The sequence below is a fragment of the Clostridium sp. DMHC 10 genome (assembly GCF_001270375.1).
GTDB lineage: Bacteria > Bacillota > Clostridia > Clostridiales > Clostridiaceae > Clostridium_S > Clostridium_S guangxiense.
The window spans coordinates 182,610-205,401 of record NZ_LGVB01000015.1 but is presented as its reverse complement, the minus strand read 5'-3'; the positions used below and the strand labels follow the sequence as shown (position 1 = coordinate 205,401).

The 22,792-nt window shown below is 29.8% G+C and carries 25 protein-coding genes and 1 pseudogene; 24 read left to right on the top strand and 2 right to left on the bottom strand.

Going from position 1 to position 22,792, the window contains the following annotated elements; translation table 11 throughout:
• The first annotated feature begins 145 nt into the window (after window positions 1-145).
• The 8 genes from AGR56_RS02945 (at window position 146) to AGR56_RS02910 (ending at window position 8,548) form a co-directional block, all read left to right on the top strand.
• Window positions 146-2,302 carry an N-acetylglucosaminidase gene (locus tag AGR56_RS02945; RefSeq protein ID WP_053241079.1) on the top strand — a complete coding sequence of 719 codons (2,157 nt, stop codon included), beginning with the start codon at window positions 146-148 and terminating at the stop codon, window positions 2,300-2,302.
• A 130-nt stretch (window positions 2,303-2,432) separates the two neighbouring features.
• Window positions 2,433-4,289, top strand: a complete 1,857-nt coding sequence (locus AGR56_RS02940; protein WP_053241078.1) for a nucleoside-diphosphate sugar epimerase/dehydratase — start codon at window positions 2,433-2,435, stop codon at window positions 4,287-4,289.
• Window positions 4,290-4,443: 154 nt separating this feature from the next.
• Window positions 4,444-5,760, top strand: a complete 1,317-nt coding sequence (locus AGR56_RS02935) for a nucleotide sugar dehydrogenase (protein WP_053241077.1) — start codon at window positions 4,444-4,446, stop codon at window positions 5,758-5,760.
• A 312-nt stretch (window positions 5,761-6,072) separates the two neighbouring features.
• The gene (locus AGR56_RS02930; RefSeq protein ID WP_053241076.1) at window positions 6,073-6,315 is read left to right on the top strand and encodes a hypothetical protein; all 243 of its coding nucleotides are present in this window, start codon (window positions 6,073-6,075) and stop codon (window positions 6,313-6,315) included.
• Entirely contained in the window at window positions 6,296-7,012 is a 717-nt protein-coding gene (locus tag AGR56_RS02925) for a glycosyltransferase (RefSeq protein ID WP_053241075.1), read from the top strand. Before AGR56_RS02930 ends, AGR56_RS02925 begins: the two co-directional genes overlap by 20 nt.
• On the top strand, window positions 7,013-7,285 hold the full coding sequence (locus AGR56_RS02920) for an oligosaccharide flippase family protein (RefSeq protein WP_053241074.1): 273 nt from the start codon (window positions 7,013-7,015) through the stop codon (window positions 7,283-7,285).
• Window positions 7,279-8,160: a lipid II flippase MurJ gene (locus AGR56_RS02915; RefSeq protein ID WP_084756843.1), complete on the top strand. Its 882-nt coding sequence runs from the start codon at window positions 7,279-7,281 to the stop codon at window positions 8,158-8,160. Before AGR56_RS02920 ends, AGR56_RS02915 begins: the two co-directional genes overlap by 7 nt.
• A complete protein-coding gene (locus AGR56_RS02910) occupies window positions 8,153-8,548 on the top strand; it encodes a polysaccharide biosynthesis C-terminal domain-containing protein (RefSeq protein WP_053241072.1) in 396 nt (131 codons plus the stop codon). The genes AGR56_RS02915 and AGR56_RS02910 overlap by 8 nt, the downstream gene beginning before the upstream one ends.
• 114 nt (window positions 8,549-8,662) lie before the next feature.
• Here AGR56_RS02910 and AGR56_RS02905 read toward each other — a convergent pair whose 3' ends face one another.
• Together AGR56_RS02905 and AGR56_RS02900 are read right to left on the bottom strand one after the other, a co-directional pair.
• Complete coding sequence (locus AGR56_RS02905) at window positions 8,663-9,727, bottom strand: glycosyltransferase family 4 protein (protein WP_053241071.1); 1,065 nt, start codon at window positions 9,725-9,727, stop codon at window positions 8,663-8,665.
• 254 nt (window positions 9,728-9,981) lie between these two features.
• A complete protein-coding gene (locus AGR56_RS02900) occupies window positions 9,982-11,220 on the bottom strand; it encodes a right-handed parallel beta-helix repeat-containing protein (protein ID WP_053241070.1) in 1,239 nt (412 codons plus the stop codon).
• A 191-nt stretch (window positions 11,221-11,411) separates the two neighbouring features.
• On the opposite strand from AGR56_RS02900, the gene AGR56_RS02895 reads away from it, so the two are divergent.
• The 16 genes and pseudogenes from AGR56_RS02895 to AGR56_RS22530 all read left to right on the top strand — a co-directional run bounded on the left by AGR56_RS02895 (window position 11,412) and on the right by AGR56_RS22530 (window position 22,771).
• Window positions 11,412-12,497: a Gfo/Idh/MocA family oxidoreductase gene (locus tag AGR56_RS02895; protein ID WP_053241069.1), complete on the top strand. Its 1,086-nt coding sequence runs from the start codon at window positions 11,412-11,414 to the stop codon at window positions 12,495-12,497.
• Window positions 12,498-12,707: 210 nt separating this feature from the next.
• Window positions 12,708-13,448 carry an acyltransferase gene (locus AGR56_RS02890; RefSeq protein WP_053241068.1) on the top strand — a complete coding sequence of 247 codons (741 nt, stop codon included), beginning with the start codon at window positions 12,708-12,710 and terminating at the stop codon, window positions 13,446-13,448.
• Between the two features lie 33 nt (window positions 13,449-13,481).
• Window positions 13,482-15,068, top strand: coding sequence for an O-antigen ligase family protein (locus AGR56_RS02885; protein WP_053241067.1), 1,587 nt, complete (start codon window positions 13,482-13,484; stop codon window positions 15,066-15,068).
• Between the two features lie 22 nt (window positions 15,069-15,090).
• The gene (gene murJ / locus AGR56_RS02880; protein ID WP_053241066.1) at window positions 15,091-16,428 is read left to right on the top strand and encodes a murein biosynthesis integral membrane protein MurJ; all 1,338 of its coding nucleotides are present in this window, start codon (window positions 15,091-15,093) and stop codon (window positions 16,426-16,428) included.
• A gap of 58 nt (window positions 16,429-16,486) precedes the next feature.
• Window positions 16,487-16,660: a hypothetical protein gene (locus AGR56_RS20635; RefSeq protein WP_198149910.1), complete on the top strand. Its 174-nt coding sequence runs from the start codon at window positions 16,487-16,489 to the stop codon at window positions 16,658-16,660.
• Entirely contained in the window at window positions 16,661-17,359 is a 699-nt protein-coding gene (locus AGR56_RS20630) for a hypothetical protein (RefSeq protein ID WP_198149908.1), read from the top strand. It abuts the gene before it with no gap.
• On the top strand, window positions 17,337-17,864 hold the full coding sequence (locus tag AGR56_RS20625) for a glycosyltransferase (RefSeq protein ID WP_198149907.1): 528 nt from the start codon (window positions 17,337-17,339) through the stop codon (window positions 17,862-17,864). Before AGR56_RS20630 ends, AGR56_RS20625 begins: the two co-directional genes overlap by 23 nt.
• Before the next feature lie 14 nt (window positions 17,865-17,878).
• A pseudogene (wecB, locus tag AGR56_RS02865) lies at window positions 17,879-18,933 on the top strand (UDP-N-acetylglucosamine 2-epimerase (non-hydrolyzing)).
• A gap of 16 nt (window positions 18,934-18,949) precedes the next feature.
• Complete coding sequence (locus AGR56_RS02860) at window positions 18,950-20,173, top strand: glycosyltransferase family 4 protein (protein WP_053241064.1); 1,224 nt, start codon at window positions 18,950-18,952, stop codon at window positions 20,171-20,173.
• A 114-nt stretch (window positions 20,174-20,287) separates the two neighbouring features.
• A complete protein-coding gene (locus AGR56_RS02855) occupies window positions 20,288-20,593 on the top strand; it encodes a hypothetical protein (RefSeq protein ID WP_053241063.1) in 306 nt (101 codons plus the stop codon).
• Entirely contained in the window at window positions 20,590-20,928 is a 339-nt protein-coding gene (locus AGR56_RS02850; RefSeq protein ID WP_053241062.1) for a hypothetical protein, read from the top strand. The genes AGR56_RS02855 and AGR56_RS02850 overlap by 4 nt, the downstream gene beginning before the upstream one ends.
• A 40-nt stretch (window positions 20,929-20,968) precedes the next feature.
• On the top strand, window positions 20,969-21,187 hold the full coding sequence (locus AGR56_RS02845) for an O-antigen ligase family protein (RefSeq protein ID WP_053241061.1): 219 nt from the start codon (window positions 20,969-20,971) through the stop codon (window positions 21,185-21,187).
• 14 nt (window positions 21,188-21,201) lie between these two features.
• Entirely contained in the window at window positions 21,202-21,510 is a 309-nt protein-coding gene (locus AGR56_RS02840) for a hypothetical protein (RefSeq protein ID WP_053241060.1), read from the top strand.
• Window positions 21,511-21,531: 21 nt separating this feature from the next.
• On the top strand, window positions 21,532-22,182 hold the full coding sequence (locus AGR56_RS02835) for a sugar transferase (RefSeq protein WP_053241059.1): 651 nt from the start codon (window positions 21,532-21,534) through the stop codon (window positions 22,180-22,182).
• Between the two features lie 21 nt (window positions 22,183-22,203).
• The gene (locus AGR56_RS02830; protein WP_053241058.1) at window positions 22,204-22,524 is read left to right on the top strand and encodes a hypothetical protein; all 321 of its coding nucleotides are present in this window, start codon (window positions 22,204-22,206) and stop codon (window positions 22,522-22,524) included.
• Complete coding sequence (locus AGR56_RS22530) at window positions 22,517-22,771, top strand: acyltransferase (RefSeq protein WP_278279561.1); 255 nt, start codon at window positions 22,517-22,519, stop codon at window positions 22,769-22,771. Before AGR56_RS02830 ends, AGR56_RS22530 begins: the two co-directional genes overlap by 8 nt.
• Window positions 22,772-22,792: the final 21 nt, after the last annotated feature.

Sequence of the window (22,792 nt, the reverse complement as noted above, 5' to 3'; positions counted from 1 at the left end):
CCTTTAGCAATAAATTCAAAAAAACACTAATTAAGGATTATAAAATGTAATTTATTTAAATAATATAAAAATTATTAGTTAATATTTTATAAAATGCTACGATATGCTATAATGTATACGTAATCCTGTCCTTTTGTGAAGGGAGGTGAATGATATTAGCAGATTAAGGAAGGTAGTAATTGTAGTTGTATTTGCTTTTATAATTATAGCATTGCAACAAAATGTACAAGCAGCAACCAGCTCACAAACAGGACAAGCCAATACTAGTAATCCTAAAATTGTTTCTGTGACTAGAAGTTCGAATCAGGTATTTCAGAATGATGCATTGAAACTAGGAGTGGTATCTAACACTTCTTCCAGCGTACAATATAGATTTTTGATATATTCATATGATACTGGAAGTTGGAAAGATATATTTAATGGATATTCAACCCCTGTCTCTGGAAGCCAAGAATATGATGTTAATGTAAATAATTTAGCTGTTGGCAAGTATAAAATTTCTGTTTGGGTAAAAGCTGCTGGAACTACAGGTACTATTAATAATTCACTTGGACTAGGAAGTTATGATGATTATTATGCTTTTGATGAAATATGCAATCCTAAAGTAACCGTTGAAAGTTTACCTTCGCAGGTTTATCAGGATGATGATGTTAATTTAACAGTCCAAAGTGATATTACTGGAAAAGTACAGTATAGAGTACTAGTTAATAAACTAAACACTAATGAATGGATAGACAAGAGTAATGGATATTCTTCACCTGTTGATGGAAATACGCCATTTAATATTAATATTGGTAAGTTTAATGATTATGGTGATTACAGAATATCAGTATGGGTTAAAAGGTATGAAAGAGATGGAATGTATACCAATAGTTTGGGATTAGGAAATTACGATAATTACTATTGCTTTAAGCAATGTATCAGTCCTGTTCCTCAAATTAAAGATGCACAAGTTGATAACATGACGATAGGATCAAATCCTAATATAAAACTATTGTCAAATGTAAGTGAGAAAGTGCAATATAGAGTTTTTATAAATGATTCAAGTGGCAGTTGGGAAGATGTTACTGGTGGATATACTTCATCAGTTGATGGAGATAATTATTATGCTACTAAATTAAGCAAGACATTAAGCTCTGGAAAATATAAAATATCAGTATGGGTTAAAAATGCTGGAACTGTTGGTAGGATATCTAATAGTCAAGGATTAGGAAATTACGATAGCTACTATGTTTTGGAAAAAGTTTGTAGTCCTACACTTAATGTTACTGCAACCCCATCATCATTGATAGAGGGTGATACGCTTAAATTAAATGTTAGTGCCCCACAATTAGCTAATGCACAATATAGGGTATTAGTATCACCAGCCTCAAGTAATACATGGACTGATGCTACTAATGGATATACTTCCGCAGTAAGTGGAAGTGATTCTTATGAAATTTCAGTAAATCCACCTTTTGCTTCAGGTAAGTATAGAATATCAGTATGGGTTAAAGAAGCAAATACACAGGGGAACATACAAAATGCTCAGGGACTTGGAAGTTACGATAATTATTATTGTTTTACGGAATTTGTTCAGCCAAAGGCAGGTGCAAATACTCAGTACACACAAACTAATTATAATTATACTTTACAGCAGGTTCTAAATATGGAGCTTAATCAGCAGGCAGTATATGAAAATTCAAATGGACAATGGGTAGCTGCTGATAGTAATACTATTCTTAAATATTTAGATCCAGCAAACTATATAAATGATCCTTTTGGGCGATTTGAGTTTTTAAAATTAACATATTATGATGGAATTTCAGCTGATGATATAAATAATGTACTTAAGGGCAAAGGCGTGCTTGAAAATAAAGGAGCCGTATTTTTGCAGGCTGCAGCTGACAGCAATATAAATCCTATGTATTTAGTTTCGCATGCTTTACTTGAAACGGGAAATGGAACGTCAAATCTTGCAACTGGAATTGTGGTAAATGGAGAAACAGTATATAATATGTTTGGAATTGGGGCATATGATGAAAATGCAGACTATTATGGTTCACAATATGCTTACAACCAAGGGTGGTTTTCTGTTGACGCTGCAATTAAAGGTGGAGCTAAATTTGTATCAAGTTCATATATAAATAATCCTCAGTATAATCAGGATACTTTATATAAGATGAGGTGGAATCCTAATAATCCATCCCATCAATATGCAACAGATGTAAAATGGGCAATTAATCAAATATATAATATTAAATCATTATATGATCTTTGTCCGACAGCAAAATTGATTTTTGATCTTCCTATTTATAAGTAAATTTACTTAATGATGCATAATAAAATCCACTTTGTTATAAGTGGATTTTATTTTTAGCATAAAAAACATTGAATAATTTTAAAAATAGTGTAAAATTAAATTTGTCAACAAAGATTAAGGAAGTGTGTATATGCGTAAGGAAAATAGATTTTTTGTTATAAGTGATATTATAATGGTTACAATGTCCCTATATATAGCGTTACTGCTTAAATATGATTTTATGGTGGATACTAGGTATATAAAGTTATTTAAGGTATCTATAGTTCCAGTAATTGTTTTTATGATCATATTTAATAGGATTTTTAATCTTTATAATAATATGTGGAAGTATGCGTCCATAGACGAACTTCTATCTATAGTTTATTCAGTGTCTTTGACTAATATAGTGTTTATTGTTTACAGCTATATATTAAGTCATATGAAGATTACTCAAACTGTATTTTATAGATTTCCATATACAGTTCATGTTATTTTTTGGATGCTTTGTATAATACTTTTAGGAGGAACTAGATTTGCCTATAGAGCATCGTATGAAAGTAAGAAAAATAGAGAGTGCATCAGTGAGAATAGAATAAGATTGCTTATAATTGGAGCTGGTGATGCTGCAGCGACGCTTATTAAAGAGATTAAAAGGAGCAAAAAGTTAAATTATGATATCATTGGACTTATAGATGATGATGATGAAAAATTGGGAAGACTTATATATGGCGTGAAAGTAGTTGGCACTAGAAATGACATAGAGAAGTTTTGTGAAGAAAATTCAATTGGAGAAATTATAGTAGCTATGCCATCGGCACCTGAGAAGGATAGAAAGGAAATCTTTAATATATGCAAAAATACTAAGTGCAAGCTTAGAACTTTTCCAAGCATAAGCGACATAATAGATGGAAAGTTTAATATGAGAAAAATAAGGGATGTAAGTATTGAAGATTTACTTGGGAGAGATGAGGTTAAGTTAAATACAGAAAATATAGAAAAGTATATAAAAGGAAAAAATATTTTAGTTACCGGTGGAGGTGGCTCCATAGGTTCAGAATTATGCAGACAAATATCTAAGTTTAATCCTGCTACTCTTGTGATTTTAGACATATATGAAAATAATGCATATGATCTTCAGATGGAATTAAATTATACTTGCCCTAAATTAAATAAAGAGGTAATAATTGCTTCAATAAGAGATAAAAAGAGACTTGACGAGATATTTGAAAAATTTAAACCTGATGTAGTTTTTCACGCAGCAGCTCACAAACACGTTCCTTTAATGGAAGTAAATCCAATGGAGGCTATTAAAAATAATGTACTTGGAACTTTTAATGTGTTAAAATGCTGTGATGAATATAATGTTAAAAAATTTGTTCAAATAAGCACAGATAAGGCAGTAAATCCTACCAATATAATGGGAGCAACAAAAAGATTTTGCGAACTTATGGTTCAAGCTTTTGATAGAGTTAGCAAAACTGAATTTGTTGCAGTTAGATTTGGAAATGTCTTAGGAAGTAATGGTTCAGTAATTCCTCTATTTAAGAAACAAATTGCACACGGGGGTCCAGTTACAGTAACTCATCCAGAAATCAATAGATTTTTTATGACTATACCAGAAGCAGCTCAACTTGTTATTCAAGCTGGTGCTATGGCAAAAGGTGGAGAGATATTTGTACTTGATATGGGTAAACCAGTAAAAATAGTAGATCTTGCAAAAGATTTAATAACTTTATCAGGTTTTAACCCAGGAGAAGATATAAAAATAGAGTTTACAGGTCTTAGACCGGGAGAAAAACTTTATGAGGAACTTTTAATGAGTGAAGTTGCACTTACAAGTACAGAACATGAAAAAATACATGTTGAAAAACCTATGGATATTGATATGAATTTTATTGAGAGTTCAATTGAAGATTTTAAAGAAGTGCTAAAAGAAAATAATAAAGAAAAAATATATGAAATTATGGCAGAAAAAGTTCCTACGTACAAAAGAAAGAAAAATCAATAATATGGTGACAAAAATTTGACATTGTATTATAATTTAATGGTGTTCTATGTACAGTTATTAGTCAAAGATGTTATTAATATAATATAAAATTTAATAATTAATGTATTTTATCACTAGTTAGATAAGAGCATAAATATGTTTGGAGGTATAAAAATTGTCACAATATAAGGATGAATTAATAGAAAAGCTTAAAAATAAAACAGCTAAATTGGGTGTTGTAGGGTTAGGATATGTTGGACTTCCACTCGCTGTAGAAAAGGCAAAGGCTGGATATAAGGTAATTGGCTTCGATGTTCAGTCACAAAAAGTTGAAATGGTTAATGCAGGCAAAAACTATATTGGAGATATAATTGATAATGAGCTTAAGAATTTGGTTAATAATGGAATACTTAAAGCTACTACAGATTTTAGCTTTGTAAAGGAAGTTGATACTGTTTGCATTTGTGTTCCTACACCACTTGATTTGTATAAGCAACCTGATTTATCATATGTTGAAAGTTCTACAAGGAGTGTAGCAAAGTATTTACACAAGGGAATGCTAGTAGTTTTAGAGAGTACAACATATCCTGGAACAACTGAGGAGGTTTGTAAACCAATACTTGAGGAAAGCGGATTAAAATGCGGAGTTGATTTCTTTCTTGCATTTTCACCTGAAAGAGTAGACCCTGGTAATAAACAATTTAAAACTAAAAATACACCTAAGGTAGTTGGTGGATGTACTGCTGAATGTACTGAAGTTGCTGCAATGTTATATAGAAGTGTTCTTGAAAGTGATGTTAAAGAGGTATCTTCTCCAGCAGTGGCAGAAATGGAAAAAATACTTGAAAATACATTTAGAAATATAAATATAGCTTTGGCTAATGAAATGGCTATGTTATGTAATAAAATGGGTATAGATGTTTGGGAAGTCATAGATGCAGCTAAAACAAAGCCTTATGGTTTTATGCCCTTTTATCCAGGTCCAGGTCTTGGAGGACATTGCATACCACTTGATCCATTTTATCTTGAATGGAAGGCAAAAGAATATGATTTTCATACTAAATTAATCGAAACATCAGGAATAATTAATGATTGTATGCCTGAATTTGTGGTTGAAAATGTAATGAAAGTATTAAATGGAGCTAAAAAAGCACTTAATGGTTCAAAAGTACTTTTAATGGGAGTAGCATATAAAAAGGATATAGATGATATGAGAGAATCACCTGCACTTAAAGTAATAGATAACTTACTCAAAAATGGAGCAGAAGTAATTTATAATGATCCATATGTAAGTTCATTTAAACACAACGGTGTAGAATATAAATCTGTAGATTGGAAAAGTGAAATAAGGAATGCGGACATCGTGGTTATAACTACTGATCACAGCGATTATGATTATGAAAAAGTGGTTGCTGAAGCTAAACTTTTATATGATACAAGAAATGCAACTAAGGATGTTAAGAATAATAGAAATAAAATCAATAAGCTGTAATTTTACGTATACAATATTTAAGTTGCACAAGGTAAATTTTACTTTGTGCAATTTGTGTAATCTATGAAAAAGATTATACCTTGAGATAAATATTTAAACATTAAATACTCCGGAGGTATAGAATATGACATATAAAATATGCCACATATCTACTGTTCATTCATCGGCAGACGTGAGAATATTCCAAAAGGAATGTGTCACTCTAGCAAATGAGGGGTACGATGTATATTTTATTGTTACAAGCGATAAAAGTTATGTGAACAGTAAAGTTAATATAATCCAATTAAGTAAAAAAATAACAGGATGTATAGAATGTTTATTAAGACTATGGAAGCTCTTTTTAAGGCACTTAAGGTTAATGCTGATTTATATCATTTTCATGATCCTGAACTCATTATTGTAGGAATATTTTTAAAAATTTTTGGAAAGAAAGTTGTCTATGATGTGCATGAGGATGTACCATCTCAAATATTGGCTAAAGATTGGATTAAAATTAAATTCCTTAGAAAAATAATATCTGGCATGTTTAATCTTTTTGAAAAAAAGTATTTCTAAACTTTTTGACGGAATAATATCGGTTACACCTGAAATTCTTGAAAAGTTTAAAGTTAGAAAAAAAGCTTTGCTTAGAAATTATCCTATAGTTAATATGATAGAAAAGTCACTTCCTGTATCCAGAAAAGGGAAAAAGTATGTGGTAATATATGCAGGTGGACTTATGAAGATAAGAGGAATAAAGGAAATTGTTGATTCAGTTGCATATTTTAATGGTGAAGTTGAATTTTGGCTTTTAGGAAAGTGGGATAGTAGTGATTATAAAACTGAATGTGAAAAATCAGATGGATGGAAGTATACAAAGTACATAGGCTTTAAACCACTCAATGAAGTGTATTCTTATATGAAAGCAGCAGATATAGGTATATGCACTCTTTATCCGGTGAAGAATTATTTAAAGAGTTTACCAATAAAGGCTTTTGAATATATGGCGTGCGGTATGCCAATTTTGATGTCAGATTTTCCATATTGGAGAGAAAAATTTCAAGATGCAGCCGAATTTGTAGATCCACAGGATCCTAAAGAAATATATAAGAAGATAAAATATTTAATGGAAAATAAACAGGTGATGAAAGAGATTGGCAAAAACGGTATTGAAAGAGTTAAAAAGTACTATAGTTGGGATGATGAAAAAAAAGAGTTATTAAAGCTTTATGATAATATTTTGGGCATTGAAGGAAAATATATGGAGGACTAAATGGTTAACTCAAAGACAAAAAATGTTTTTAAATATAGTGCTATAATTACGGTTATGTTGGTATTAAGCAAGATAACTGGTTTTGCAAGAGAGCTGCTTATAGCTGTTAAGTTTGGAGCAACTAGGGAGTCGGATATATATAAAATAGCAACTACAATGCCTAATGTGTTGTTTAGTGCTGTTTCTGCTGCTATAGTTACAACATTTATACCAGTATTTTCTAATATTAAAAATGACAAAAAAGGTCTGATGAGTTTTTTACCAATATTGTAAACATAGTATCTTTATTATGTATCGTACTTTCTATTGTTGGAATTTTAATTTCACCTGTATTAATTAAGCTATTTGCAGTAGGTTTTAAGGGAAATGATTTTGCCCAAGCTGTAACAATGACAAGAATTGTGATGCCTACAATATTATTTTTAGGTATTAGCGGTATTTATACTGGATATTTGCAGTCTTATGGTGTATTTATTCAACCAGCCTTAACAGGTATAACTGCTAATATTGTTATTATTATTGGAATAGTTGTTTTTTATAAATTTGGAATAATTTCAGCTATAGTATCAGTGCTTATAGGCTCTATAATGCAAATGTTAGTTCAGCAGCCTTTTATAAAAAATTATCAGTATAAAAAATTTATAATAAATTTTAAAGATGAGCATGTGAAACTTATGTTTAAAATGGCAGTGCCAATTTTAATAACCACAGCGGCTTCTCAGATTAACACTATGGTAGACAGAAGATTTGCCTCTAGTTTTGCGGCGGGCAGCATATCTGTAATTGATTATGCCAATAAAATAAGCACAATTATAAATCAAGTATTTATATCATCTGTTACGACTGTTTTATATCCTATGCTTACAGATAAATTTTCCAACAGAAGTAGAGAAGAGTTTAATTCTTTCTTTGTTAAGTCTGTGAATATAGTATCTGTTGTTGTAATACCACTTGCTTTTTTAATGATGATTTTAAGTATGCCACTGGTGAAATTACTTCTTTTACATGGAAAATTTGATGCTAAATCAGCGGTTATTACAGCAGATTGTTTAAGAATTTTAGCCTTGAGTTCTATAGGGTATTCACTTATAGATATATTAGGTAAAGTATTTTTTTTCAACAAAAGATACAATAACACCTATGATTAATGGCTTTATTATAATAACTTTAAATATAGTATTTATTTTTGTTTTTGCACCTAAATTTGGTGTTAGAGGTCTTGCTATAGCAGTTGTTTTTTCTACTATGATTTCAAGTATAATAATGCTTGCAGAGTTAAGACATAAGCTTGAAAATGTCAAGTTGCTTCCAATGGTATCGGTTATACTTAAAGTTATTATTTCAGGAATTGCCATGGCTGGTATAACATATTTTACATATTATAAAGCTTTGAATTTTATAGGAGATAATACTATTGGATTATCATTTAAAATAATCATTTCTGCAGGTTGTGGTTTGGCAATATATTATATTTTGATGGTTTCATTTAAGGTTAATGAAATTAAATTTTTAGTTAATATGAAGAGAAAAAAATAAACGTATTGGGGTTGTCGCACTAAAAAAATTGCGAAGCAATCATAATAGTGAAGGGTTTTAACGTGCAAAGCGAAGTTAAAACCTTCACTTTAATTAGTTCGTAATTTTTTATATTTAGTGTGACGACCCCTTAGAATATATATCATTATATAAATTTAATATGATTTTAGAGTTGTTTTTCCATAGAGCTTTTTTATGTATAAGTTCAATATTTTTTTCAGCGATTATAGGAAATTTGGAAAAATTTTCAATGCACCAATTTAAAGCTTTTTCTACCTCAACCTCATTTATCGAATTTATTACCAAACCATTTTTTTTGTCTTCTATCCATTCTAGATTTGCAGGTAAGTTTGAAACTATAGGGAAAACACCGCAACACATACTTTCAAGTAAACTTACAGATGTGGAATCAGATGAGGGAATTGAAATAAAAATATCATTTGCAGTAATTAAGTTTCCTAAATCATTAGAATTAAAAGCTCCCCAAAATTTAACATGATTCTCTATTTTTAATGATTTTACTAAGGTCAATAGAGAATTAAATTCACTTCCTGAAGCTGCGATATTTAGATATATATTATCGTGCTTTTTTAAGATTTTAGAAAATCCTTTAATTATTATATCTATATTGTAAATTTTTTCTAACCTTCTATAACTTAATACATTTATTTTACTTTTGCTTGTGCTATATATATGTTTATAGTTAGTTAATGAAGTTTCAACTCCCATAGGGAATGTAAGTATTTTAGATTTATTCCCACCAAGCTTAATTATTGCTTTAGACATATAATGAGAATCTGATGTGATAAAATAAGAATGCTTTATTACATACTGTACAATTTTTTTCATAATAAATGATTTATTTGGTGCAACTAAAATGTCAGAGCCCCAAGCAGATACTATTGTTTTATAACCCTTTAGGGAGACAGCGTAAAGACCACAGGTATTAACCTGATGTGCGTGTAGTATATCTGGATTTATATTTTTAATTAACTTGTGAACCTTATGTACCATTAAAGGATAGTTTTTTAAGCTATAATTTATATAATGAACCTTTGCACCTTTAATAGGGACGTTTGAGTGAGATATTACATGGACATCATTTCCAAGAGATGCAAAGTAATTTACCCATTTTACAGTATGAGAACTAGCTGAATTTGCAATATAGCATATTTTCATCTGATTACCACCTTAAAGTATTTAAATATAAAACTATGTATTTAGTATGTTAAAATGACATTTTTAAAGGAGTTAAAGTTTTGCCGTTTGTAGATTTTAAATTACTTATATATAAGCAATATACAGCATTACTAGTATAATTGTTATTAGGTGAAACTACAACAGTTTTTTCATCATTGGATAATTGCAAGTTTGTATTAAATACATTGCCTAAAGCATCTTCTATCCATACAGTACTACTATTTAGAGAATTTTTATCTATAGTGTTGTTGAATTTTATACTCCAAGTTTTTGTTTGAGGAAACAAAGTTGTTTGTTTGATTAAAATTGTTAAATTCTAATCGCTTTGATATTTCTTCATTTTGAACGTTTAATACGTCATTTGTTCTAGAGATTGTTGTGAGTTTGTTTCCACCTAAGTCTTGAAAATAATTTTTTTGCCAAGTGTTGAAATCCATGCTTGTGTTGTGGGCATATATAACTAAACCATTAGTTTTGGCATAACAATTATTGCTAAAGGTATTATTGTCTGAGCTATTCATCATTACGACATTATACTCACTGTTTATTGAGCCAAATACATTATTTTTTAATACATTGCTATTTGAATTTTCTTCTAATCTAACATCGTAATTTTTATTACCATAAAAAGAATTTCTATATATAAAATTATGCTGAGCGTTTGTGAAAATTGTAAGACCATAAGCATGATTATTATATATTTTATTGTTTGAGATAGTACAATAACTTCCACCATTAGGTTCACCATAAAATTGTATACCAGAACCTATATTATTATAAATTTCATTTCCATCTATTATGATATGTTTTACGCCATAACCAATGTATATTCCATGATCTCTATCAAATCTATTTGCAGGCAAACTTATATCGTGAATTTTAGAATTTTCAATTGTACAATAAGAAGCATTCCCATCAGCAAAAATACCTTCTGTTCCATTGTTGCCTGTTTGTGGACCATTAATGCCATATATATTTAAATTGCTTAAATTTATATGGTTTACATTATCTCCGCCTTCTCCATTTAGCCATACCCCAGAGCCTGTATAATTTGTTATGTTTAAACCTGATATATTCCAATAAGATGAATTATGGAAAACCAATCCATTTCCCATTTCTGTGTCATCTCCATCAGCATATAAAGTTACTGTTTCATTTGGATAATTTTTTATAGTATACCAAGCAGTAGGAGAACCATTTCCATAAATATCGATTCTTTCACGATATGTACCTGCTCTAATTATTAAAGTATCACCAGGTTTCATATAATGGTAAATTGCATTTTTTAGTGTTTTTAATGGATTGTCTATATTTCCTGTGTCACTAGTGGCTTGTGACCAATCACAATCAAATCCATTTGGTGAAACATAATATGTTCTGGCGTATACCTTTGTTTTGCCAGAGAATGCTGTTAATATAAACACTAATGTTGTTGAAAGCAAAAGTAAAAATAGTTTATTTTTATTTCTCATAAGCTCAATTCCTTTCAATTCAATTAAAATAGACAATAAGCATGTACAATTATACAACATAATACAGGAAATTTAAAATTTAATTAATAAAATTTGGTTACAATAAATATTATTTTAATGACAAAAAAATGATGTTGTATTATAATAAGCATTAGATATCTTTAAATACTTAGATTTTGAGGTGAATATTTATGAAAAAACTAAAGTTTGCAATCATTGGATGCGGGAGAATTTCATATAAGCATGTGGAAGCTCTTGTAAATAATAAAGATGAGGCTGAACTTGTTGCAGTATGTGATATAGTAAAAGAAAAAGCCGAAGGTAAGGCTAAAGAATATAAAGATAAAATTGATTTGGATGTAAATATAAAGGTATATACTGACTACAAGGAAATGCTTGATAAAGAAAATATAGATGTTGTTACAATTGCAACTGAAAGCGGATATCATCCAGAGATTGCAATATATTGTATGAATAATAAGAAGAATGTTATATGTGAAAAGCCTATGGCTCTTTCAATAAAAGATGCAGACGAAATGATTAAGGTTTCAAAAAGCAATAACGTAAAATTATGTGTAAGTCATCAAAATAGGTTTAATAAGCCAATTCAGCAGCTAAAAAAGGCGCTAGATGAAGGAAGATTTGGCAATATAATAAATGGAACAGCTAGAATACTTTGGAATAGAAATATGGACTACTATAAACAAGCACCCTGGAGAGGTACATGGAAGCTTGATGGTGGAACATTAATGAATCAATGCATACACAACATAGATTTGCTTCAATGGATGGTAGGAAGTGAAGTCGAAAGCGTATATGCTGAGTGTGATAATTTTATAAGAGATATAGAGGCAGAAGATTTTGGAGCAGTTTTAATTAGATTTAAAAACAAGGCTATAGGAATAATAGAAGGAAGCGCATGCGTTTATCCAAAAAATTTAGAAGAAACACTAAGTATATTTGGTGAAAAAGGAACGGTTGTTATAGGAGGACTTGCTGTCAATAGGATTGAAACATGGAGATTTGAAGATGGCAAGGATAGTGAAGATGATATATTAAAAGCACAGGCTGGTGATCCTGATTCAGTATATGGTTTTGGGCATACACCTTTATTTAGGGACATGATAGATGCTATTAATAATAATAGGGAACCTCTTGTTAGTGGCGAAGAGGGTAAAAAGGGTATGTCAATTATACTGGGTGCTTACAAATCAGCACTTACAAAAATGCCAGTGAAATTTCCTATTGAAGATTTTTCAACATTGGATATGAAATAATTAAGTTTGAATTTTTAGCATTATATGTAATGGGTTTTGGTTGAATTACATGTGTAAGGTTGTAAGTGGAAAGTTAACTTGAGTGTATATTTAAAATATAGATTGAAAAAGAGATAATATGCATGTATAAGTTAGCAAGTAAAATGATTTTACAATAGTTTTATACATGTAATTTTTCACGAAATATTAAAAGTGAATAGAGGTAATTTTATGAATTATATTTCAGACAAAAGCAGTATAGGTGGAAATACTAAGGTTGGTCATTTTGCTGTAATAGAAGATGATGTGGTAATAGGCAAGAATTGTCTTATTGGTAATAATGTTGTTATACACAATGGAAGCAATGTTGGTGATAATGTTAGAATAGATGATAATACAGTTATAGGAAAAGAACCGATGAGATCAGTAAATAGTATCTTTAAGGAAGAAAAAAAATATGAACCATGCATTATTGAAAATGGATGCTTAATAGGTGCGGGTGTGGTAATATACTGTGGCTGTAAAATAGGAGAAAATACATTGGTAGCTGATTTAGCAACTGTAAGAGAAAATGTAACAATCGGCGTTAAAACAATAATAGGTAGAGGAGCAGCTATTGAAAACTATTGTACAGTAGGTTCAAACTGTAAAATAGAGACAAATGTATATATTACTGCTTATTCACAAATTGAAGATTATGTATTTATAGCACCTGGAGTTGTTACTTCTAATGATAATTATGCTGCACGCTCTAAAGAGAGATACAATCACTTTAAAGGGGTAACAGTAAAAAAAGGTGGAAGGATTGGAGCTCAGGCAACTATACTTCCTGGTAAGGTTATAGAAAATGATGGGTTTGTTGCTGCAGGCAGTGTAGTTACTAAGGATGTAAAGAAGGAAAGCATTGTTGCAGGTAACCCAGCAAAGTATTTTAAAAATGTTCCTTTAGACCAACTTTTAAAAAATCAATAAGCGCTTCATAGAACGTCATTTGGGAGGAAAAAAATGCTTGCAATACATAAAAAAAATTATATTTACTTAGTTGTTTTACTGATATTTAGTATAGCTAATGCATTAATAAGTGGTACTTATGTAACGGGAAGTATATTTGTAGTTTGTTCTGCAATTGTAATTTTAATAACAAATCCTGAAGAAATGTATGAAAATCTAGTGTATACACTTATAATTACATCAGTTATGGATTATACATACTATATACACACTTCAAAATTATATGTTTTTCATGTGTTCTTAGTAATAACTACAGTGGTTTCAATTTTTAAATTTATTCAAAACAGAGAAAAAATAGTGAGAAATATAGATAAAAAAATTGCATTGTTTTTTGCTATTTGGTTTGTATATATTTGTTTAAGTGTGACTTGGTCTGCAAGTAGAAGTGCAAATATTAAATACATTGCTATATATTTAATGATGTTTGCATTTGTATTTGATATAGTAATTTACCATGCAGTTGGCAATAGTTTAAATAGAACTATAAAAGTTTTTGGATTTATGGTTTTAGTGTCCGTGATTGTAGGTTTGTTTGAAATTTTACTTGCAAAGCAGTTACCAGTTCAACATTATTATGATGTATATAAACAATATAAGATTCAAAAACAGACTTTGGTTGAATTAAGAAGTAGACCTATAGCCTTTTTCTTTAATACAAATAATTTTGGAACCTTTTTAACTATTGGAATTCCCTTTTTACTTACAATAAGTTATTTTGTTAAAAACAGGAAAGCACAAATTTTTTCTGTTGTAGCAGGATTTATAAGTTTTGTTGTACTAGTATTAACTGCATCAAGAACTAACTACTCTGTATTAATGTTAATTTTAGCAGTTTATTCAGTTGTTATTTTATATAATAAGAAGAATAAATCTTTTATTTTTACAGCTGGCTTTGGTATTGTTACAATAGCAAGTGCAGTTACAGTAGTATCTTCTAAATTTGGTAAATATGGAGTGCCTATTATGCTGGCGTTTGTTGTGATATATGGCATTTTCTTGATTTTGGAGAAGAAACCCAAAATATTAGTTTTTCCAATTATATTTATTATATTATTTTTTGTCGCTTACAATTATTCATCCGTGCTAAGCGCTAAAAACGATTATAGACAAAAAGTAGCTAATAGCGCAACTGCACTTAAGGATATTGAAAAAGGTACGGGAATAGGTAAGGCTGATTCTGTAAATGAGAGAATAACTGTTGCTTATGATATTATTAACGCAGTTATAAAACAAAAACATTTATTAGGTGTTGGAGTTGGAAATTCATCTTATTATGTGGAAAAAGCAAACAATACTCATAAAACTTACGATCCTCATGGATGGTTTATAGAATTGTTTGGAGATTTTGGAGTTTTATTTTTTGTTTTATATCTTGTGTTTTATGCATATTTACTTAAAAGGCTTTATACTTCATATAAAAATGGAGACAATGCTCAAAAATATATTTCATTATCTTTATTTTTAGCTTTAGGTGGATTTATATTCGGAAGTTTTTCACCAAGTTCAGTAACATACTTTTTGCCTCATTGGCTGCTTTATGGATTATGTATATCATGTATTGACGAGAAAAGAAACATATAGTTATACGAAAGGAATTTGTTGAATGAAGAAAAAAAGTAGCAGCATTATTAAAAGTGTTACAATTATTGCCTTTTTTACATTGTTTGCCAGAGCATTAGGACTTTTAAGGGATATGATAACTGCATCAAAATTTGGTGCTAATAAAGAGTTAGATGCTTATGTTGCAGCATCTAATGTTCCTATGATTATATTTATGACTATTGGAACGGCAATTACAACAACACTTATTCCTTTATATAATGAGAAACTTCAAGAAAGTAAGGAGTCTGCAAATAAATTTGCAAATAACGTTCTTAACTTTTTTGTTTTAGCAACAGGTTTGATATCTATAATTTGTATCATTTTTAATAAACCAATTGTACACATTTTAAATCCAGGTTTTAAGGGAAGCCAAGAAAGTTTAACTGAAGTGCTGACCGTAATACTAGTTCCAACGTTAATTTTTAATGCAGTTATATATATTTTCAACGGAGTGCTGCAGTCGGAAAACAGTTTTACTATCCCTTCATTAGTTTCAATACCACTAAATGCTATTACCATAGTATATCTTTTTATATTTGGTGATAGACTTGGGGTAATGGGGCTTACCATAGCAACATTTGCAGCAACATTTATGCAAATAGTGCCGCAGCTATTTGCCATAAGAAAAGTTGGATTTAAATACAGTTTTTTTGTGGATTTTAAGGATAAAGCGTTAAGACGTATGGAGTGGATGATAGTACCAGTTATAATAGGCGTAAGTGGGCAGCAAATAAATAGTATGGTAGAGAGAGCTGTTGCTACCAATTATAGTTCCGGAAGCTTAACTGCGTTAACATATTCCTATAGGGTGTTTACGCTTTTTGTTGATGTATTTGTAGTTGCAATTTCAACTGTAATATATCCTATGATGTCTAAACAAACCGTTGAAAATGATTTGACAAATTTAAAAGTTACACTTAAAAAGTATGTAAATATTTTACTGGTGTTAATAATTCCTATTACGGTAATTATAATGTTAGAAGCCAATAGTATTATATATATATTATTTGAAAGAGGAAAATTCAATAGAACAGCTACAATCGCAACAGGAAGCTTGCTTTTAACCTATTCGCTTGGATTGCTGGCATATGGTCTTAGGGATTTTATTTGCAAAGCTTATTATTCCTTTAAAGATACCAAAACACCCATGATTAATAGTGCTATTGGTATGATTATAAATGTTATATTAATATTCGTATGTATAAAATTTATGGGACTTACTGGGCTTGGACTTGCTAATTCAATTTCAACATATATTTGTTGCTTTTTACTTATTTATCAACTTAGGTATAAAATAGGAAAATTCAGTATAAAATCTGGAATTATAACTTTTTTTTAAGACTTGTTTAGCATGTACTATAATGGGTTTGTATATAAAAGTTTTAAATACATATTTATTGGTAGGCCTAGATTCAACTATAATTGTTTTATTAAAACTTGTAGTTATATGTGGTTCTGGCTTGTGTATATTTATTTTGGTTTCTTATATCTTAAAAATAAAAGAAATTGGAGTAATTGCGGATATTGTAATTAATAAAATAAAAAAATCTGATAAGTCAGAGGTGAATTAAATGAAAATATTGTATATTACAGCACAAACTCCTTATGGCGATGGGGAACAATTTATTCCACCAGAAATTATAGAAATGATGAATAAGGGTAATGAAGTGCTTGTTATGCCTTTAAGACCTAATCATAATTTATCAAAAGGAGAAGAAATAAGACAAGTGGCTGAACATACTAAATATGTTCCGCTTATTAGTGTTAAGGTTATTCTTAGTGCTGTGCCTATATTCTTTAGACACCCTTTAAAATATTTTAATCTACTTGGAAATATATTTGTGCATTCGGGAAGTGTACTTAAGACTTTAAAGAATTTGCTCCTAATTAGTAAGGGACTCGTTGCTAGTGATTTTGTTATAAAGAATAATATTGAGCATATTCATGCACATTGGGCTTCAACTCCATCGACGACGGCGTTTATTGCATCATATATGTCCGGAGTTCCATATAGTTTTACTTCTCATAGATGGGATATAGCTGAAAATAATATGCTTAGAAAAAAAGCTGAAACAGCTAAGTTCATAAGAGTTATAGATGATCCTGGATTTGAGGAGATGATTGGTTTTATAGGTGAGGATAATAAGAAAAAATGTCATAAAATTCATGTTGGAGTTCAAATTACAGATGCAGAAATAAAGCCTAAAAAGAAAAGAGACTATTTTTATATAGTTACTCCTGCTAATTTTGTTGAGAAAAAAAGGTCATAAATATTTAATTGAGGCAATTGAACATCTGAAAAAAATGGGTTATAGTATAAAATGTAGTTTTTATGGAAGTGGACCTTTAGAGAAAGAACTTAATGAATACATAACAAAAATGAAGCTTGATGATTGTGTTAAAATTTGTGGTAAAATAGCTCATGATGATTTGCTTAGGCTATATTTAAATGGTGAGGTTGATTGCGTGGCACTTCCAAGCATAGTTACTAGTGATGGTGAAAAAGAAGGGATACCTGTTTCGCTTATGGAAGCAATGGCGTACAATATTCCAGCTGTTTCAACATATACCGGTGGTATACCAGAACTTTTAGGTGACAACTCAGGAGTTTTGGTTAATGAAAAAAATGTAGATGAACTTACAGAAGGTATCAAAAAGTTAATTGATGATAAAAATTATAGAGAGAAAATTGAAAGAAATGGATACAAGAGAGTACATGAAGAATTTTATATATCTTCAGTTGTTGATAAAATGCTAAGGCTTATGAAAGATTGATAGGAGTGAATCAGATGAAAATATTGACGGTAGTAGGGGCAAGGCCACAATTTATGAAGGCCGCTGCTGTTTCTAATGTAATCAGGCAAAAGCATGAAGAAATACTGGTACACACTGGACAGCATTATGATGAAAATATGTCAAAAATTTTTTCGAAGAATTACGAATACCAAAACCAGATTATAATTTAGGTGTTGGTTCTGGAAATCATGGAAAGCAAACAGGAACTATGCTTATAAAGTTGGAAGAAATTTACGAAAAAGAAAGACCTGATTTAGTTTTAGTATACGGAGATACTAATTCAACCTTAGCAGGTGCTTTATGTGCAAGCAAACTTCTTATTCCTGTAGCTCATGTAGAAGCTGGACTTAGAAGCTTTAATATGAATATGCCGGAAGAACAAAATAGAATACTTACTGATCATATTTCAAAATATCTTTTTGTTCCAACAGTTACAGCTGAAAAAAATCTTAAAAAAGAAGGCATTGAAAAAGGTGTCTACAATGTTGGAGATGTAATGTATGATTCAGTTATTCGAATTGGAAAATTGGCTAAGGAAAATTCTGAGGTTTTAGAAAAACTAGATTTAAATGATAATGAATATATTCTTACAACAGTACATAGAGCAGAGAATACTAATGATCCTAAGAGATTGAAAAACATAGTTGAAGCATTAAATGAGAGTGGTAAAAAAATAGTGCTTCCACTTCATCCAAGAACTCATAAGTATATACAAGATTACGGTTTGGCTTTTAGTGGTAATATAAAGGTTGTTGAACCTGTTGGACCAATTGACATGATAGCTTTAGAAATGCACTCATGTAAAATAGTAACAGATAGTGGTGGAGTTCAAAAAGAAGCATTCTTCATGCATAAGCCATGTATTACAATGAGAGATGAAACAGAATGGGTTGAAACTGTTGAAAATGGATGGAATAGACTTACTGGAACGGATAAAAATGAAATTATAAATGGAATTAATAGTTTTAATCCAACAAATGAGCAAGAAGAAATATTTGGAGATGGAACAGCAGCAAAAAAAATATTAGATATACTAGATCGTTATTAATTCGGGGAGTGAAAGAATGAAAATATTGTTTTTAACTCAATATTGTCCACCGGAAGTTGGAGCGCCACAAAATAGAATTTTTGAGATGGCAAAGCATTTAAAAAAATTTGGACATGAGGTTACTATACTTACAGCGATGCCAAACTATCCTAAGGGTGAAATATTTGATGGCTATAAAGGAAAAAAGCTAGTTGAGGAAGAAATAGATGGAATAAGCATTGTAAGAACAAGTATATATACGTCTAAGGAAAAAACCTTTGTTAAAAGACTTAGAAATTATTTATCTTTTACTTTTTCGTCCATGTTTACAGGTGCTAAAAATGTTGGAGATCAAGATGTGGTAATAGTAGAGTCTCCGCCATTATTTCTTGGCTGGTCAGGATATCGTATAGCAAAGAAGAAAAAGGCTAAGTTCATATTTAATGTGTCAGATTTATGGCCAGAATCAGCTGTTAAATTAGATATGCTTCATAACAAGATGCTTATAAGCTTATCAACAAAACTTGAAGAATTTTGTTATAGAAAAGCAGCTGCAGTAACTGGTCAAACTCAGGGAATAGTAGATAATATAGTATCTAGAGGTTTTGATAAGAATAAAGTTCATGTTATAACCAATGGAATAGATACAGAGTTATTTAAACCAGAAAACAGAGATGAAAAGCTTAGAGAAGAGTGGGGCATTAAAGATAAATTTGCAGTTTGCTATGCCGGAATACATGGTCTTGCGCAAGGACTTGAAGTTATTATTAATGCTGCAGAAATATTAAAGGATTATGGAAATATACAATTTGTATTTGTGGGAGAAGGACCTGAAAAACCAAAGCTTATAAATATGGTTCAAGAAAAGGGACTAAATAATGTTAAGTTTATAGGTCTTCAACCTAAGAAGAATATGCCTAAAATAGTTGCTTCTATGGATGCTGCTATTATACCTCTTAAAAAACTTGATATTTTCAAAGGAGCTCTTCCTTCTAAGATATTTGAGACTCTTTCATCCGAAACAGCTATAGTGTTATCAGCTGAGGGTGAAGCAGAAAGACTTATAAAGTCAGCTAATGCAGGTATAGTAGTAGAACCAGAAAATTCTAAAAAAATGGCAGATGCAATTTTAAAATTATATGAAAATCCTGAGCTTAGAGACAAACTAGGTAAAAATGGAAGAAAATATGCTATTGAAAATTACTCAAGAGTTAATATAACTAAAAAGATGGAAAAGATACTTTTGGATTTAGATAAATGATTTATTTATAATGATAAAACATTATGCATTACAGAATGTTAATATTTTGTAATGCATAATTTAAAATTGATTTTATTAAGCCTAAAATGGTAATAATAAGAGATGGTGATTTTTATGAAGCTCTTGGAAAAATTAATGCTCGGAATTATGTGCATATATTTATTTATATTGCCCATAAATAACTTTAAAGTAGATAAAATAGAAATGTTGTTCTTTGGAATATTAATATTATATAATTTATTATGCTTTATAATAAAAAGTACAAGAGAAAAAGCTATAATGGACTTAATTATGTTTTTTAAAGATGCCTTATGTTTAGCTCTCTTAATTTTTGTAGTTATAATGTGTATATCAGTATCGTATTCTAAAGATAAATCAATTGCGTTAAATGAAGCTATAAGGTTTTTTCCTATGTTATGATTTTTTACACAATTAAATTTAAACTTAATGAAAAAGGTTATATAAAAAAAATAATAGCAGCGTTGTACTGCAGTGCAGCAGTTGTTGCTGTTGTCGGAATATATCAATATATTACTGGTGGAAAAGGTGTTGCTAAAGAGTTTAAAACTGGCTTTGATTATACTAAAGTTAAGATACCATCAACATTAGATAATCCAAATAGTCTTGCAGCATTCATGGTTATAGCTATTTTTCCTGTTATTATGATGATGATATATGAAAAAATAAGCTCAAAAAAGTTTATATGGGTTGTTTACATTAGCTATGTTTTTAATATAGTCTTCACTTTTTTCTAGAAGTTCATATGTTGGGATTGGGGTAGGGTTAATTTGCCTATTGTTTTTTTATTCATTAAAAATGCTTATTGTTTTAGTGCCAGTATTTTTATTTGGCTTTTTTAATTCTAAAGTTCGAGAGAGAATTTTAAATATAGCTAGCAATTCTCAAAATATTACAAGAATTAAATTGTGGAAAATAGCTTTAAAGATGATTAAGGACCACCCTATACTCGGTGTTGGAAATGGAACTATGTTACAAGATATGATGAATATGTGAAGCGATATCCTTATTTGGAATATGGATACAGTCATTTTCCAGTTCACAATTCGTATCTTAAAGTATTTAGTGAACTTGGAATAATTGGAATAGTTAATTTTATCTCTATAATAATATTAGCGATTATTCATGTAAAAAGGTTTATAGATATGACAAATGATAAGTTCTTTAAATATTTTTTTACTGGTTTTTTAGCAGCGACAATTGCATTTTTAGTAATGAATACTGTAGACAATTTATTTTTCGTTCCCAAAGTAGCTACTTTTTTCTGGGTACTTTTAGCTTTATCAGAAGCGGCATATCTAAGAGAGAGAAATTTATAATATAAGGGAGTAGGTTATTAGATGGATAATGATATTGTAATAGATCCTATAAAAGATATTAAAAATAAAAAAGTCCACTTTATAATAAAAAGATTTTTTGATTTTATTCTTTCTTTAATTGGTATAGTAATACTAAGTCCTATACTTTTAATCTTGTTTATTGCTATAAAATTAGATTCAAAGGGACCAGCAGTATTTAAGCAAGTTAGAGTTGGAATAAATGGTAGAGAATTTAAAATATATAAATTTAGAACTATGATAGTGAATGCAGAAAAAAAAAGAGCCCTAGATATAGATCCTGAAAACTTAGGTAAGTTTGTATTTCAAAGTAAAAGCGATAATAGAATAACAAAAGTTGGAGGCTTTTTAAGAAAGACTAGCCTTGATGAATTACCTCAGCTTTTTAATGTTCTAATTGGAAATATGAGTTTAGTTGGACCAAGACCAGAAATACCAGATGTGGTTAAATTTTATCCAGAAAATTATAAACAAAGACTTATGGTTGTGCCTGGCATCACAGGTTTAGCACAAGTCAGCGGAAGAGGAGAAATTGAACTTGGAAAAACTATTTTTTATGATTTAACCTATATTAAAAATTTTTCAGTGATTTATGATTTCAAAATTTTACTTAAGACATTTGTATCTGTATTTAAGCATGAAGGAGCATTTTAATCTATAAAGAGGGTTGAACCAGTGAAAAAGCTTATTAAGAGTGTAATTAAATTAATTTTATGCATTAATATATTTATAATTAAATTTAAAGCTAAGATTTTAGGAGATTATGTTATAAATAGATATATTGAAAATTGTAGTGAACGCTTTCTGGCGTTCTCCATGCAAAAGTTTGGGGTACACATTGCTTTAAATGCTAATATTAAAAGAGGTTTAATACTTGATAATACATATCGCCAATATACTAAGTTGCATATTGGTGATAATTGCTTTATAGGCAGAAAAGTTTTTCTTGATCTTGCTGATGAAATTTTTCTTGGAAAAAGATTCTGTTGTGTCTGAAGGAGTAAGTATAATTACCCATCAAGATGTTGGCAAAAGAATGATTAGCAAATTCTATAGGAGAAAGCAAGCTAAAGTTTTAGTAAAAGAAGGAGCATTTATAGGTACGAATGCTACTATTTTATGCGGTATAACTATAGGTAAGTGTGCGGTAGTAGGTGCAGGTGCAGTAGTAACTAAGGATATTCCTGATTATACTGTTGCAGCAGGTGTTCCAGCAAAATTTATAAAGAAACTTGAAGGTTGAATTTTAGAGGGATTGTAAATC

Coding starts and splice junctions, on each gene's coding strand:
- AGR56_RS20630 (WP_198149908.1), top strand. CDS start 16,661: ATGAAAATATTGTATATTACAGCACAAACTCCTTATGGCGATGGGGAA.
- AGR56_RS02850 (WP_053241062.1), top strand. CDS start 20,590: ATGATTTTTTACACAATTAAATTTAAACTTAATGAAAAAGGTTATATA.
- AGR56_RS02890 (WP_053241068.1), top strand. CDS start 12,708: ATGAATTATATTTCAGACAAAAGCAGTATAGGTGGAAATACTAAGGTT.
- AGR56_RS02920 (WP_053241074.1), top strand. CDS start 7,013: ATGGTTAACTCAAAGACAAAAAATGTTTTTAAATATAGTGCTATAATT.
- AGR56_RS02860 (WP_053241064.1), top strand. CDS start 18,950: ATGAAAATATTGTTTTTAACTCAATATTGTCCACCGGAAGTTGGAGCG.
- AGR56_RS02930 (WP_053241076.1), top strand. CDS start 6,073: ATGTTTATTAAGACTATGGAAGCTCTTTTTAAGGCACTTAAGGTTAAT.
- AGR56_RS02855 (WP_053241063.1), top strand. CDS start 20,288: ATGAAGCTCTTGGAAAAATTAATGCTCGGAATTATGTGCATATATTTA.
- AGR56_RS02940 (WP_053241078.1), top strand. CDS start 2,433: ATGCGTAAGGAAAATAGATTTTTTGTTATAAGTGATATTATAATGGTT.
- AGR56_RS02895 (WP_053241069.1), top strand. CDS start 11,412: ATGAAAAAACTAAAGTTTGCAATCATTGGATGCGGGAGAATTTCATAT.
- AGR56_RS02900 (WP_053241070.1), bottom strand. CDS start 11,220: ATGAGAAATAAAAATAAACTATTTTTACTTTTGCTTTCAACAACATTA.
- AGR56_RS02885 (WP_053241067.1), top strand. CDS start 13,482: ATGCTTGCAATACATAAAAAAAATTATATTTACTTAGTTGTTTTACTG.
- AGR56_RS02910 (WP_053241072.1), top strand. CDS start 8,153: ATGATTAATGGCTTTATTATAATAACTTTAAATATAGTATTTATTTTT.
- AGR56_RS02835 (WP_053241059.1), top strand. CDS start 21,532: ATGGATAATGATATTGTAATAGATCCTATAAAAGATATTAAAAATAAA.
- murJ (WP_053241066.1), top strand. CDS start 15,091: ATGAAGAAAAAAAGTAGCAGCATTATTAAAAGTGTTACAATTATTGCC.
- AGR56_RS02905 (WP_053241071.1), bottom strand. CDS start 9,727: ATGAAAATATGCTATATTGCAAATTCAGCTAGTTCTCATACTGTAAAA.